General features: G+C 75.0%; 12 protein-coding genes. 11 read left to right on the top strand and 1 reads right to left on the bottom strand.

From position 1 onward, the window contains the following. Nucleotides 1–32 precede the first annotated feature (32 nt). The 10 genes from ACSU6L_RS25370 (at nt 33) to ACSU6L_RS25325 (ending at nt 11,821) form a co-directional block, all read left to right on the top strand. Nucleotides 33–1,184: a glycosyltransferase family 4 protein gene (locus tag ACSU6L_RS25370; protein ID WP_437060330.1), complete on the top strand. Its 1,152-nt coding sequence runs from the start codon at nt 33–35 to the stop codon at nt 1,182–1,184. Nucleotides 1,185–1,267: 83 nt separating this feature from the next. After that, nucleotides 1,268–1,978 (top strand): class I SAM-dependent methyltransferase, encoded by a 711-nt coding sequence (locus tag ACSU6L_RS25365; RefSeq protein ID WP_437065050.1) that lies wholly within the window; start codon nt 1,268–1,270, stop codon nt 1,976–1,978. Further along, on the top strand, nt 1,975–6,456 hold the full coding sequence (locus ACSU6L_RS25360; RefSeq protein ID WP_437060328.1) for an alpha-(1->3)-arabinofuranosyltransferase domain-containing protein: 4,482 nt from the start codon (nt 1,975–1,977) through the stop codon (nt 6,454–6,456). The genes ACSU6L_RS25365 and ACSU6L_RS25360 overlap by 4 nt, the downstream gene beginning before the upstream one ends. Next, nucleotides 6,453–7,754, top strand: coding sequence for a condensation protein (locus ACSU6L_RS25355; RefSeq protein ID WP_437060326.1), 1,302 nt, complete (start codon nt 6,453–6,455; stop codon nt 7,752–7,754). Before ACSU6L_RS25360 ends, ACSU6L_RS25355 begins: the two co-directional genes overlap by 4 nt. Further along, on the top strand, nt 7,751–8,488 hold the full coding sequence (locus ACSU6L_RS25350) for a class I SAM-dependent methyltransferase (protein ID WP_437060324.1): 738 nt from the start codon (nt 7,751–7,753) through the stop codon (nt 8,486–8,488). Before ACSU6L_RS25355 ends, ACSU6L_RS25350 begins: the two co-directional genes overlap by 4 nt. A gap of 15 nt (nt 8,489–8,503) precedes the next feature. Next, on the top strand, nt 8,504–9,409 hold the full coding sequence (locus ACSU6L_RS25345) for a hypothetical protein (RefSeq protein WP_437065049.1): 906 nt from the start codon (nt 8,504–8,506) through the stop codon (nt 9,407–9,409). Between the two features lie 2 nt (nt 9,410–9,411). Next, a complete protein-coding gene (locus ACSU6L_RS25340; RefSeq protein ID WP_437065048.1) occupies nt 9,412–9,639 on the top strand; it encodes a Trm112 family protein in 228 nt (75 codons plus the stop codon). Further along, the gene (locus tag ACSU6L_RS25335; RefSeq protein WP_437060322.1) at nt 9,636–10,445 is read left to right on the top strand and encodes an FkbM family methyltransferase; all 810 of its coding nucleotides are present in this window, start codon (nt 9,636–9,638) and stop codon (nt 10,443–10,445) included. The genes ACSU6L_RS25340 and ACSU6L_RS25335 overlap by 4 nt, the downstream gene beginning before the upstream one ends. A 100-nt stretch (nt 10,446–10,545) precedes the next feature. Beyond that, nucleotides 10,546–11,115, top strand: coding sequence for a hypothetical protein (locus tag ACSU6L_RS25330; protein WP_437060320.1), 570 nt, complete (start codon nt 10,546–10,548; stop codon nt 11,113–11,115). Nucleotides 11,116–11,218: 103 nt separating this feature from the next. Continuing rightward, the gene (locus tag ACSU6L_RS25325; protein ID WP_437060318.1) at nt 11,219–11,821 is read left to right on the top strand and encodes a hypothetical protein; all 603 of its coding nucleotides are present in this window, start codon (nt 11,219–11,221) and stop codon (nt 11,819–11,821) included. 134 nt (nt 11,822–11,955) lie between these two features. Here ACSU6L_RS25325 and ACSU6L_RS25320 read toward each other — a convergent pair whose 3' ends face one another. Next, nucleotides 11,956–12,390, bottom strand: a complete 435-nt coding sequence (locus tag ACSU6L_RS25320) for a VOC family protein (protein WP_365506104.1) — start codon at nt 12,388–12,390, stop codon at nt 11,956–11,958. Nucleotides 12,391–12,525: 135 nt separating this feature from the next. Here ACSU6L_RS25320 and ACSU6L_RS25315 point away from each other — a divergent pair, with 135 nt between their 5' ends. Beyond that, entirely contained in the window at nt 12,526–13,938 is a 1,413-nt protein-coding gene (locus tag ACSU6L_RS25315; RefSeq protein ID WP_437060316.1) for a hypothetical protein, read from the top strand. Nucleotides 13,939–13,952: the final 14 nt, after the last annotated feature.

Genomic DNA, 13,952 nt, shown 5'->3' with positions numbered 1-13,952 from the left:
AGTTCCGCACCCCGAGACGAGTTGGAGCACCCATGCCCCAGCACGTGCCCCCGCTGCGCGCGGCACTCCCCGCGCCGCCGCAGCACCGCCCCACGGCGCTCCCCCCACCGCCGCGCCGCATCGTCTTCCTCGCCCACCGTGACCTCGGCAATCCCGCCGCCGGGGGCTCCGAACTGCTCGTCGACCGCCTCGCCGAGGGCCTGACCCGGCTGGGCCACGAGGTCACGCTGCTGTGCGGCGGGCCCGCGTCCTACCGCGACTACCGTGTCGTCTCGGTGGGCGGCCCCTACGACCACTATCTGCGGGCCCGCTCCGCCTTCGCCCGCCAGGTCGGCGAGACCGATCTGCTGGTGGAGGTGTGCAACGGGATGCCGTACCTCGCGCCGCTGTGGCACCGCGGCCCGACGATGTGCCTGGTCAACCACGTTCACACCGACCTGTGGAGGATGCGGTTCGGCGGCCCCCTCGCGCCCGCCGCGCGGATCGGCCGCAGACTCGAGCACTGGGCGCTGACCGGGGCGCAGTCCCGGAGCCTGCTGGTGGCCGTGTCACCGTCGACGGCGCACGCGCTGCGCGCGATCGGCGTCGAACGGGACCGCATCCGCGTCGTGCACAACGGGGTGGAGGACCCGGGTCCGCGCGCCGACCGGTCGCCGGAGCCGCTGTTCGTGGCGGTGGGGCGGCTCGTCGAGTACAAGCGGATCGATCTGCTGCTGCGGCTGTGGGAACGGGTGCGGCCCGTCACCGGCGGCCGGCTCGTCATCGTCGGCGACGGCCCCGAACGGGACCGGCTGCAGCGGCTCGCCGGGCCCGGCGTCGAGTTCACCGGTCACGTCTCCGACGCGGAGAAGCACCGGCTGCTGTGCGCGGCATGGCTGCTGCTGCATCCCTCGGCGGTCGAGGGATGGGGACTCGTCGTCACCGAGGCGGCGGCGCGGGAGACGCCGGCGATCGCGTTCGACGTGCCGGGGCTGCGGGATTCCGTCGTGGACGGGGAGACGGGTGTGCTGGCGCACGGCGAGTCCTCGTTCGCGGCGGCGTGGTGCACGCTGGCCCTGTCGGGGCGGCGCCGGGAGGTCATGAGCAAGGCTGCGCGGGATCATGCGGCGCGGTATCGGTGGGAGCGGACGGTCCGGCAGTTCCGGGTGGTCGCGTCCGAGGCCGTACGGGGTTGGGCTTCGTGACTCGGCCGCGGGTTGTTCGTGGCTGGTCGCGCCCGCGTGGCGGAGCCGCAGATGTCACAGCCCCGCGCCCCTCCAGGGCGTCGCTGCGCAGGTCTGTCGGGCTGTTCCGGGCCTTTCTGCGGGAGCAGGAGGACCCGGACGGGTGTTACTCGTTGCTCGCCCGCCACTCCGTCGATCAAGTCGAGGCCTACGACGGGACCGTCGCCGGTCGTACGGTCGTCGACGTCGGGGGCGGCAGCGGGTACTTCACCGCGGAGTTCCGGCGGCGGGGCGCGCAGGCGTATCTGTTCGAGCCGGATGTGCGGGAGCTGGGTGAGAAGCCGCCCGAGGGGGCGGTGGTCGCGGACGGGTATCTGCTGCCGTTGTCCGACGGGGTCGCCGACGTCACGTTCTCCTCCAACGTGCTGGAGCACGTCGCGGACCCGCAGACGTTCCTCAGCGAGCTGGCGCGGGTCACCCGGCCCGGCGGGCTGATCTACGTGTCGTTCACCAACTGGCTGTCCCCGTGGGGCGGTCACGAGTGGGCGCCCTGGCACTACCTCGGCGCCGACCGGGCCCGCGCCCGCTACCGGCGCCGCACCGGGCGGCCCGCCAAGCACACCCTCGGCGAGAACCTGTTCGCCGTGCACATCGGCCCCATCCTCAGGCAGGTGCGCGCCCGGGACGACGTCACGCTCGTCACGGCCCGCTCCCGCTACTGGCCGTTCCTCACCGAGGCGATCGTGAAGGTCCCCGGCCTGCGTGAGGTGGCCACCTGGAACCTCCTCCTCATCCTCCGGCGGTGTCCCGAATGACGACCACGGTCCAGGCCCCTCCCCCGGCAGCCGTCCCCACCTCCGCGACCACCGCGGGCCCACCGCAGGGCCCGCGGTCGCGGCGCTGGCTGCTGGGGTTCTGGGCCGTGGTTCTGGTGCTGTTCCTCGTCGTGCGGCCGGGGCGGCAGACCTTCGACACCAAGCTGGGGGTGACCGTCGACCCGGGGCGGTTCCTCGCCGACCTGGGCCAGCTGTGGCACGACCGGGGCGGGTTCGGCGGCATCCAGGACCAGTACGTCGGCTATCTGTGGCCGATGCTGCCGTTCCACTGGCTGTGCCGGACGGTGGAGATACCGGTGTGGATCGCCGAGCGGCTGTGGATGTCGCTGGTGGTGACCGTGGCCTTCTGGGGGGCGCTGCGGCTCGCCGAGCGGCTGCGGATCGGCAGCCCGGCGACCCGGCTGCTCGCGGCGGTGGCGTACGCGCTGTGGCCGGTGTTCACCACGGTCGTCGGCTCGACGTCGGCCGCCGCGCTGCCGGGCGCCTTCCTGCCGTGGGTGCTGCTGCCGCTGACGGACGAGCGGTACGGCGCCCGGGTGGCCGCGCTGCGCTCGGCGCTGCTGGTGCCGTTCATGGGTGGCGTGAACGCGGCGTCGACACTGGCGTCGCTGCTGCCGGTGGGGCTGTATCTGCTGTCCCGCCCGCCGGGGCCCCGGCAGCGCAAGCTGATCGCCTGGTGGGTGCCGGGCGTGCTGGTGGCGACCGCCTGGTGGTGGGTGCCGCTGCTGCTGCTCGGCGTGTACGGGGAGAACTTCCTGCCGTACGTGGAGAGTTCGCAGACCACGACGGCCACCATGTCGGCGACGGAGGCGCTGCGCGGGGCCGGGAACTGGGTGGCGTATCTGCACTTCGGGGAGGCGTGGCTGCCCGCCGGGTGGACGGTCGTCGCCTCGGCGGTGGTGGTCGTCTGCTCGGCGCTCGCGGCCGGGCTCGGGCTGGCCGGCCTCGCGCGGCGGGACCTGCCGGAGCGGCGCTGGCTGGTGCTGACGGTGCTGGTGTGCGCGCTGGTGCTGCTCGCCGGGTACGGGGGCGGGCTCGGGGCGCCGTTCCACGGGATGGTGCAGGACTGGCTGAACGGGTGGCTGGCACCCTTCCGCAACATCTACAAGTTCCAGACCGGGCTCGCGCTGGCGCTGGTCCTCGGGCTCGCGCATCTCGTCGCGGTCGCCGCCGAGCCGCGCGGCGCGCGCCGGGTGCCCGGCCGCCGGTACGCCCCGCTGGTCGCGGCGGTGCTGGTGCTGCCGGGGCTGGTGTGGCCGTATCTCAACGGGTCCATCCTGAACCCGGGGTCGTTCAAGGAGCTGCCGAAGTACTGGCAGGCCACGGCCGACTGGCTGGAGAAGTACTCCCCCGACTCCCGCGCCCTCGTCGTCCCCGCGACCGCGCACGGCCTGTACACGTGGGGCTCGACCATCGACCAGCCGCTCGACGTGCTCGCCGGCTCCCGCTGGGCGCAGCGCGACTACGTCCCCTTCGGCACCCCCGGCAACCGGCGCGCCATGGACGCGGTCGAGCAGGCGCTGGCGACGGGCGGCGAAGTGCCGGGCCTCGCCGACTACCTGAGCCGGGCGGGCGTCTTCCACGTCGTCGTCCGCAACGATCTCGACCCGGACCAGATCGGCTACACCCCGACCACCACCGTCAAGCGCACCCTCGAACAGTCCGGCTACGAGCGGGTCACCGGGCTCGGCCCCGTCATGACCGGCGGCCGGATCGCCGACGACACCCCGCTCCAGGTCGAGGGCCTCTACCCGAGGCAGCGGGCGGTGGAGATCTACCGGCCCGCCGACCCGGCCGTACCACGCCCCGGGCAGGCGGCGCTGCACCCGGTCGCCGGCACCGCACGGGTCTCCGGCGGCCCCGAGGCGCTGCTGCCGCTCGCCGCCGGGCTGCGCGGCCGGGCCACCGTCCTCACCGGCGACCACCATCCCGGCCTCGGCTCCCCGAAGCTCCAGGTGACCGGTGACGGGCTGCGCCGCGCGGACACCCGGTTCGGGCTGGTCAACGCCAACACGTCGTACCCGTACACGCGCGACGAGCGCAACGCGCCGGACGCCCACCAGGACGCGGGCGAGCCGCCGCACCAGATCCTGCCGGTGACCGGCCAGGACCACCAGACGGTGGCGGAGCTGCGCGGCGCCCGCTCGGTGACCGCGTCCTCGTACGGCAGCTGGTTCTTCCACCTGCCGCAGTTCGACCCGGTGAACGCCTTCGACGGCGACCCCGGCACGGTGTGGACGGAGGGCTCCGACGACTCCCCGGACGGGCAGTGGCTGCGGATCGGGTTCACCGGCGACGGCTACGCGATGCCGTCCTCGTTCGAGGTGACCCCGCTGCCGCAGGAGGGTGTCCGGTCGGCGCCGACGCGGGTGCGGGTGGAGACCGAGCGGGGACGGGTGACGAGCCCGCTGCGGCCGGACGGGTCGACGCAGACCGTCAAGGCGCCCCGGGGCGAGACCCGCTGGATGAAGCTGACGATCGTCGACTCGGTGGCGCGGCGGGCCGGGCTGCTCGGCGCGGGCTTCGCCGAGATCGACCTGCCCCGGGTGCAGGTCACGCGGATGCTGCGGCTCCCGACGGACGCGGCCCGCACGACGGCCGACACGGAGATCGTCTCCCTGCACCGCGTCGCCGACCCCGCCGGGATGTCCCCGACCGGCACCGAGCCGGGACTGCACCGCCGCTTCACCACGGGCACGGCCGGCACGTACGAGGTGGCGGCGAGCGCGGTGGCGGTGCCCGGACCCGAGCTGGACCGGCTGCTGTACGAGGTCGCGCCCGAGCAGCAGGACCGCATCACCGCGACCGCCGACTCCACCGCCCGCCTCGGCACCGGACTGGCCGCCCGCAACCTCACCGACGGCGACCTGACCACGGCGTGGATCGCGGGCGACCGGCCGACGATCCGTCTGAGCTGGCCGGACAAGCAGCCGGTGGGCGAACTGGTGCTGGCGGCGGCCGGCGGACTGTCGTCCCGGCCGTCCCAGGTCCATCTCAGCTCCCCGGACGGCGCGGCGATCGCGTCGGTCGACGAGAACGGCTGGGTCCGCTTCCCGCCGATCACCACCGACCGCCTGGACATCACGATCACCGAGACGGCCCCGCTGACCCTCTACAACCCGGTCGTCGACGAGGACCTGCAACTCCCCGTCGGCCTCACCGAGGCCTACGTCCCCGCCCTCGACCGCTACCGCACCCCGCAGCCCGCCCCCACCCGCGCCTTCACCCTGCCCTGCGGCAAGGGCCCGGTGCTGGCCGTGGACGGGGAGCTGTACCGGACCGGCGTGCAGGGAACCGTGCGGGACCTGGTGGAGCGGCGGCCGGTCGGCGTCACCCTGTGCCCGGCCGGCGGTCTCGAACTGACCGCGGGCAGCCACCGGGTCGAGGCGGGCGACGCCGGCCCGCTCGTCGTCACCGACGTCACCCTCACCCGGGGCACCGCCCCGCAGCCGGTGACCTCCGACCGTGACCTGCGGATACGGGACTGGCTCGGCGACCACCGCGAACTCACCGTCGGCGCGGGGGCCGCCACGTACCTGACGACGTACGAGAACCACAACGACGGCTGGCGCGCCACCCTGAACGGGCGGGAACTCAGCCCGGTCCGCCTCGACGGCTGGCAGCAGGGCTGGCGGATCCCGGCCGGCGCGGGCGGCACCGTCCGCCTGTCGTACGAGCCGGCGACGACCTACGACGCCGCGCTGATCGGCGGCGGCGTCGGACTCGCCGCCCTGGTCGGCCTGGTGCTGTGGCGCCGCCGCGCCGCCAACCCCGACCCGCCGCAGCCGCTGCCGCCGACGCCGGGGCTGTGGCTGGGCACGGTGGCGCTGACGGTGGTGGGCGTGGTCGTCGCCGGGTGGTCGGCTCTGCTGATCCCGGCGCTCGCCCTGCTGGCACACCGCCGGCACGCCCTCCTCGTCCCGGTCGCGTTCCTGGGACTGGCGGGAGCGGGACTCGTCGCCGCGGCGAGCGCCGGGGAGCCGGTGGGGGACGGGGGTGGCGCGTTCGGGCGTACGGCGCAACTGCTGGCGCTGGTGGCGTTGTTCGCGGCGTTGGTGAGCGTGCGGGAGGGGGACGGGGACGAACCGGGTGGGGGGTCCGGTGATACGGCGGTGATGCCGCCGGTGGCGGCGGGGGCGGTGGGTGGCTCGGGGTCGGTAATGGCGGGTGGCTCGTCGGTGCCGGCCGGTGGCCCGGTCCCGGCCGGTGGTCCGTCTTCGGTTCCGGCCGGTGGCCCGCCCACGGTCCCGGCCGGTGGCCCGACGTCGAGCCCGGCCGGTGGCCCGCCCTCCGGCGCCCCGGAGCCGCCCCCGGCCCTCCTTCCCCGCCCGACCACCGGCCCGACCCTCACCGCGCGGGCCCCCGGCGGCGGGCCCCTGCCCGATCTCCCGCCCGCGCCGGGCCGGTTCCGGAAGCGGGGGACGCCGGGTGAGGGCGTGGGCGGTGAGCGCTCGTGACCGCGGTCGGGCGTCCGGCGCGGCCCGGCGGCCGGCCCGTGCGCCGCGTGCCGTTCCCGGTCGTGGACGAGATCGCCCGGCACTGCCTCCAGGAAGAGGAGCCGGAGACGGTGCACATCGAGGTGCGGCTGCCGGGCCCGGTCGACCCGGCACGGCTCACCAAGGCCTTCGGGGAGGCGCTGCGCCAACATCCGCGGATCCTGATGCGTGAGGCGCCGGGACGCTGGTACCGGCGCCGCTACGAGTGGGAGCTGACGCCGGAGCCGGACGGGCCGGTGGTGGCGTTCGCGGCGCCGGGCCCGGACGCGGTGCGGGACGCCCGGACGCGGGCGCTGGCCCAGGCGCCGCCGCTGACGACGGCGCCGCCGGTGCGGCTGGAGGCGGTGCCGGAGGACGGCGGCGGCACGGTACTCGTGCTCACCGTCAACCACACCGCCCTGGACGGCCCGGCCTGCCTGCGGGTCGTGGCGACGGCCGCGGAGCTGTACGGCGGCCGGGACAACTCCCCCGCCGCACCGCCCGTACGGGCCGTCGAACCCGCGCGGGTCCCCGGCGACGCCCCGTCCAACTGGTCCCGGCCGGCCCGGGTCGCCCCCGGCACCCCGTCCACCACCCCCGGCAACGGGCTGCTGGTCGCGGAACTCCCGCTCCCGCACCGCCCGAAGGGCGCCCCGTACACGGTGAACGACCAGCTCATGGTCGCCACGGCGCTGACCGTCGCCCACTGGAACCGCGAGCACGGCGCCCGCCCACGCCCGCTGCGCATCACCATGCCCGTCGACGACCGCCCCCGCGACCTCACCATGCCCATCGGCAACGGCACACGGCTGGTCGAAGTGCCCTACCGGTGGGAGGAGTTGATGCACGGCGGCGACATGGCGGCCCTTCTGCACCGCACCGCCACCCGCACCCGCGCCCTGAAGTCCCTCCCGCGCCCGCAACTCGGCCACGGAGCCGCCTTGTTGACGGCGCCCGTCGTGCCCGTCGCCTGGCGGGCCGCGGCCACCCGCGCGCTGCGGCGGGCGGCGTCCCCCTGGACGTCCACGATCCTGCTCAGCAACATCGGCCGCATCCCGTACCCGCTGGACTTCGGCGCGGAGGCGGGCCGGGCGCGGGCGGTGTGGTTCTCGGCGCCCGCCCGGATGCCGCGCGGCCTGACGGTCACCACCGCCTCCACGGCCGGCCGGCTGCATCTGGCCCTGCGCTGGTCCCGCACCCTGCTCGGCGACGGCGACGGCGTGCGGCTACGGGACCTGTTCGCGCAGCACCTGCACTCGACGGAGGTCCCCGCGCCATGACGACCGCGCCAGAGAAGCCCGCCGGACTGCGCGACTTCTACGAGAACCCCGCCGTCCCCGTCGCCTCCGGCACCCCGCGCTCCCTGCGCCAGGCCCGCCTGCTGGCCGCCGCGCTCGGCCCGGCGGGCCCCGGCGGCGGACGTGTGATCGTCGACATCGGCTGCGGCGACGGCACCGCGGCCGCCACCGCGGCGCCCCTCCTGCCCGGCCACCGCATCGTCGGCGTCGACTGGTCCCAGGACGCCCTCGCCCGCGCCCGCACCCGGCTGCCGTACGCGGTGCGCGGCGAGCTCACGGACGGCGGGCTTCCGCTGCGCACCGGGGCGGCGGACGCCGTGCTGTTCAGCGAGGTCGTGGAGCACCTGGTCGACCCGGACGCCGCGCTCGACGAGATCCGCCGGGTGCTGCGCCCCGGCGGCCATCTGATGCTGTCCACCCCGAACCTGGCCGCCTGGTACAACCGCGCCCTGCTGGCCGCCGGGATACAGCCGGTGTTCTCCGAGGTCAGCCTGCGCGCGATCCACGGCAGGCCGGGGCGGGAGGTGGTGGGCCACCTGCGCCTCTACACGGCCCGGGCGCTGCGGGAGTTCGTGACGGCGGCGGGCTTCGAGGTCGTACGCCTGACGGGGGCGCCCTTCCACGGCGTGCCGCGCCCGCTGCGCGCCCTGGACCGCCTGGCCTGCGTCAGACCGTCCCTCGCCTCGATCCTCCTGCTGCACGCGCGAAGGACGTAGCCCGTGTGGTGGGGAGTGGCCGCCGCCCTGCTGGCGAACGTCCTCTACAGCGGCGGCTTCGTACTGGAGAAACGGGCCCTGGCCAGGCTGCCGCAGGTGACGGTCCGCGAGCCGGCGCGGCTGCTGCGGCTGGTGCTCGGCAGCCCCCTGTGGATCGCCGGATCGCTCGCGCTGGCCTCCGGGTTCGCCGCGCAGCTCGTCGTCTACCGCACCCTGCCGATCGCCGCCGCGCAGGGCATCTTCGTCTCCGGGCTCGTGCTGCTGGTGCTGCTGTCGGCGCGGCTGCTCGGTGAGGAGACCAGCGGGCGGGAGCGGTACGCGCTGGGGGCGATCCTCGCCGCGCTGCTGATGGTGGTGCTGTCGCTGGACGAGGGCACGGACACGGTCAGCCGGGCCGCCCCCTACCCGCTGCTCCTGCTGCTGTGCGTGCCGTCCCTCGCGGCCGGCGTCTGGCTGTACCGCTCCGCCGAACGCCGCGCCCTGCGCCGCCACCGGCTGCCGACGACCGGCGTCGAGTACGGCGTGGCGGTGGGCCTGCTGTACGGGGTCAGCTCGCTGGCGATCAAAGGCGTGTCGGGCTACTGGACGCCGAGCGACCTGCCCGGCTTCCTGACCGGCGTCCTGCGCTCGCCCTACCCCTACCTGCTGCTGTTCACCGGCGCGTTCGGCCTGGTCATGTCGCAGGCCGCGCTGCAGCGCTGCCGGGCCTCACTGATCGTGCCGGTGTGCACCACGGTGACCAGCCTCCACACCGCCGTACTCGGCACGCTCTCGTTCGGCGAGGCCCTGCCGGACGACCCGCTGCGGCTGACGCTGCGGCTGGCGGGCACGGGGCTGGCGGTCGCCGTGCTGCTGTCGATGCCGAAGCATGACGCCGCTCCTCAACCGACTGCTCGCCGTAAGGAGTTGACGCCACCGTGACCATGACCCCCGACGATCCCCTGATGAAGATCCTGGCGTGCCCGCTGGACAAGGGCCCGCTGCACCTGCTGGTACCCGAGGACGCCCATGAGGGTGACGAGTCGCTGTACAACCCGCGACTGCGCCGCCGCTACCCGATCGTGGACGGGATACCGCAGCTGCTGCCGTCGTCCGGGGAGCAGGTGTCGGAGGAGGAGCACGAGGAACTGCTCAGGCGGATGACGCCATGACGACCCTCGCGGCCCGCCTGGCCCGTTTCCTCCCCGCGCGGCTGGTCGCGGCGGCCGCCTGCGCGGTGTACCCCCGCTTCGAGCCGGAGCTGGCGAGAATCGCCGACCTGTGCCCGCCCGACTGCGGCACCGCGGTCGACGTCGGCGGCTGGTACGGGCCCTGGACGCGCCGCCTCAGCCGCCGCGCCCGGCACGTGGTGACCGTGGAGCCCGTGCCGCACCTCGCGGACCTCCTCGCGGCGACCGCCCCGCCCAACGTCCGGGTCGTCCGCGCCGCCGCCGCGGACCGCCCCGGCACGGCCCGGCTCTGGCTGCCGCCGGACGACACCGGTGCGCGAGGCGTGTCCTCCCTGCTCCGCCGGGACATCCACGCCCACGCCGTGGACGTGGACTGCGTGGCCCTGGACGACCTGGCGCTCACGGACGTCGGCTTCCTGAAGGTCGACGTGGACGGCAGCGAGCTGGCGGTCCTGCGCGGCGCGACGGCACTGCTGACCCGGGACCGCCCGGCCGTCTTCGTGGAACTGGAGACCCGCATCCAGCCCATCAAGCCGGTGATCACCTACCTGTCCCTGCTCGGCTACGACGGCTGGGTCCTGCCGGCGCGCACCTGGGTCCGCCTCCCTGACTTCCCCCTGGAGGCACACCAGGCGGTCACCTCCCACGTCGCCACCCACGGCCTCCTCCGCCGCGCCCTGCCCCTGGGCGAGCGCACCCGCTACGTCAACTCGGTCCTGTTCCTCCCGGACGGCCGCGCACCGGGCGCCGGCGGAAACACCGCCCGCCTCCGCGGGTCCCGGCGCTGAGCCGGAACCCGGGAGGGACACGAGCCCTTTCCGGAGGAAGACTCCTCGCACGACACTCCGCAGGACCTTCACAAGCGGAGCCGTCTGCGAGACTCACCCCATGAGCGGTACCGGGCGGCCCCCCTTCACCCCCCTCGACTTCCAGCTGGTCCTGCTGCGCCGCATGGCCGACCACAACGCCGACCTGGTCGCGGACGCCCGCCGCACCCTCGGCGTCTCCCTGACCGACATGCGGGAGGCCAACAAGCGCTGGCAGGCGATGATCCGGTCCCCGAGGGCCAGGTCGGCGGCCGGCCGCTACCGCTCCGTGCTCGGCACCCCCGAGTCCCGGACCCCGCGCCGCATCGGCGACCTGGAGTGCGAGGCCTGGCGGTGGCCGGTGCCGCTCTGGCCGGACCTGCGCTTCGAGGTACTGGTCGGGGAGGGCGGCGCGGTCTGGAACGAGTGGCTGGTACGGGCCCCGGGAGCCCCCGCCCCCACCCTCCGCACCCTCGCCGACCTCACCCCCTGGTCCTGCACCATCGACGAGGCCGCCCACGCCTTCGCCCCCGCCCGCCCCCTCCAGGGCACGGCACCGACCCGCTGGGGGCTGGTACTCACGGGACCGGACGGACGGGAAGCGGTGGCGGAGTTCACGTGGGGCCTGTTCCAGCGGCTGCTGGAGGACTAGCCCCCCTGCCGATCGGCTCAGGCGTCGGCGCCGACGCCGCGGCTGGACCGGTGCCACCGAATCCCGGTCGCCCGGGGCGTGTCCGGCTGGCAGGCTGTCCGCCATGAACTCCCGCCCCGCGCATGCCCAGCCGGTCCGCCACCACGACCGCGGCACGTGGCTCGTCGAGTTCACCGGTCGGATCCTCGTCGTCTGCCCGCGCTGCGGCGGCCGCGCACTCGTCGTGCCGCTGCCCGGACTCCCGCCGCGGAAGTACTTCAGCGAACTGCTCTTCCAGCCCCGCCGTCTCAGCTGCCCCGGCTGCGGCGCGGTCGCCGACCGGACGGCCGAACAGCGGGGCGCGGGCCTGGTCGGCGCGGTGCCCGGCGGCACCGAGGACCCTTTCTTCCGGCGGCCGCTCTGGCTTCAGACCCGCTGTGCCGGACGGATCCTGTGGGCCTACGACGAGGAACACGTCGACGCCCTCACCGCCTACGTGGGCGCCTGGCTGCGCGAGCGCCGCGCCTCCCCCACGATGGGCATGTTCGCCCGGCTGCCCGCCTGGATGAAGTCCGCGAGCCACCGCGACGAGGTCCTGGCGGGCCTGTCGACCCTCCGGACCCTCGCCCGCCGCTCGGCCCCGGCCGACCGCTCCGACACGGCCCACGAACGCGGCGACCGCCCACGCCACCACGGCAGCCTGTACTTCCGCGGCGGCCCGTACTGAGGTCTGTCACCGGGAATGCCGCCCCGCTCACGATCGTGGCCGACCCGGCCAGGCTCGCGCTGATGGGCCTGCCGGAGCCGGCGTGAGTCCCGGCCGGCTCCCGGCGGTGCCCGTGTCGCCGTTCCGGAGGAGGCTCAGTCGAGGCAGAACTCGTTGCCCTCGATGTCCTGCATCACGATGCACGACTCGTTGTATTCGTCGGCGATCAGCACCCGTTCGCGTGTCGCGCCGAGCGCGACCAGTCGTTCGCACTCGGCTTCGAGCTTGGCGAGGCGTTCCTCGCCCACGAGGCCGGTGCCGACTCGCACGTCGAGATGCACCCGGTTCTTGACGACCTTGCCCTCGGGAACCCGCTGGAAGTACAGCCGCGGGCCCACCCCGGTGGGATCGCTGCAGGAGAACCCCGCTCCCCGCCGCTCAGGCGGCAGCGAACGATCGAATTCGTCCCACGTGGCGAAGCCCTCCGGTGGCGGCGGTACGACGTACCCCAGCACCTCGCACCAGAAGCGGGCGACACGCTCCGGTTCCGCACAGTCGAAGGTGACTTGGACCTGCCTGATCGATGACATCGGCGCACCATAGCAGGGGCAATCCGTTACTCAATTCCCCGTCTGGACGCGTGTGTTGCCGACGACCGGGCAGGGCTGGGCGGTCCGCGGAAAATGGCTGGTCGGGACGGTGGGCGGCGGGGCTACAGTCCGGCCATGAAGACGCACGGACTCCGTCCCACCCAGCTCCACACCCCGGGCGAACGGCTGCTCCACGGCAAGGGCGTGGACTCGTCGGTCGGCGCCGGGCGGGCCGAGGACTGGATCGGCCTCGACGCCACCGTGTGGTCGGGCACGGTCTGCGCGGTCAGGGGCTGGAGGCATCACGGCCGGATCCGGGTCGGCTTCCACTGGTTCGACGACCGGGAGATCGCGAACTGGGACCTGGCCCCGTACTGGCACGAGTGCGGCCCCGGCCCCGGCGCTCCTTCCTGGAGCCTGCCGCCCACCGAGTCCGAGGTCGCTCTGTGCCTCGGTCATGCGGACGCCCGTGTCCGTGCGGCGGCGCTCGCCCGTGCCGAGTCCGGTGCGCTGCCCGCGTCCGTGCTGCCGCTCGTCCTGATCCGGTGCGCGGACACCGACGAGCGGGTGAGGGACCTCGCCCGCACGGCTCTCGACCGCGCGCTCGCCGACGCGGACGAGGCCGTACTGCGGCGGCTCGCGCCCCTGGCAGCGCTGGTGGGCGTGCGGCGGCGGTACGGCACGTGGGTGCGGGAGGCCGTGCTGGGGCGGCTCGGCGGGCTGCCCGAGAAGACGGTGACGGACCTGCTGTCGAGCAGTGAGAGGGAGGCCCGGATAGCGGCGTTGCTCGCCGGGGCCGCGTACGGTCGACTCGGCATGACGCAGGCCTGGGCGGTCGCCGAGGGAGATCCCGACGAAGGTGTGCGCGTGCACGCGGTGCGCACGGTGATACGTCTGGCGCTCGCATCCGGACGCCCGGCCGTCCTCGACGGCACACGGGCGCGGGTTCTCGCCCACCTGAACGCCGACCGCTCGTACGAGGTACGCCGCACCACGCTCGCCGCCGCCGTCGAGGCGGGCCTCCTGCGCGCCCGGGACCTGGCCGATCTCGCCGTCGGACACCGGGTCCGGCGCATCCGGCGCCAGAGTTGCACGGCCGTCCTCGCCGGTGCGGACGGGGACACCGTCCTGGACCGCCTGCTCTGCGCGCCGGACGCCGCCGTACGCTCCGTCGCCGTCGGACGGCTGCGGGGCGCCGGCCGCGGCGACGAGCTGGTACGGCACCTGGCGGACCCGTCGGGGGCCGTCCGCGCGGCAGCGTGCCGGGAACTCCGTGCGGCGGGCGCCGATCCGCGCGCGCACTACCGGGTGCTGTGCGCCGATCCGGCTGCCGTCACACCGGCGGCGGTCATCGGGCTGGCCGAGCAGCGGAATCCCGAGGACGCCGCCCTGCTGCACGCCCTCACCCGTGACCCGCAGGCCACGGTCCGGGCCCGTGCGCTGTCCGCGCTGCGGATGCTCGGCGCCGACTCCGACGACGTGCTGCCACCGTTCGCCGACGCCGCCGGTCCCGGTCCCGCGCCGGCCGGTGAGGCCGCCGGCGCGTAACCGCTCCGTCGGTC

It is taken from the genome of Streptomyces sp. enrichment culture (assembly GCF_964272855.1).
Lineage (GTDB): Bacteria > Actinomycetota > Actinomycetes > Streptomycetales > Streptomycetaceae > Streptomyces.
Note: the sequence above shows the minus strand (reverse complement) of the source record. Positions and strands in the feature narration are given on the sequence as shown.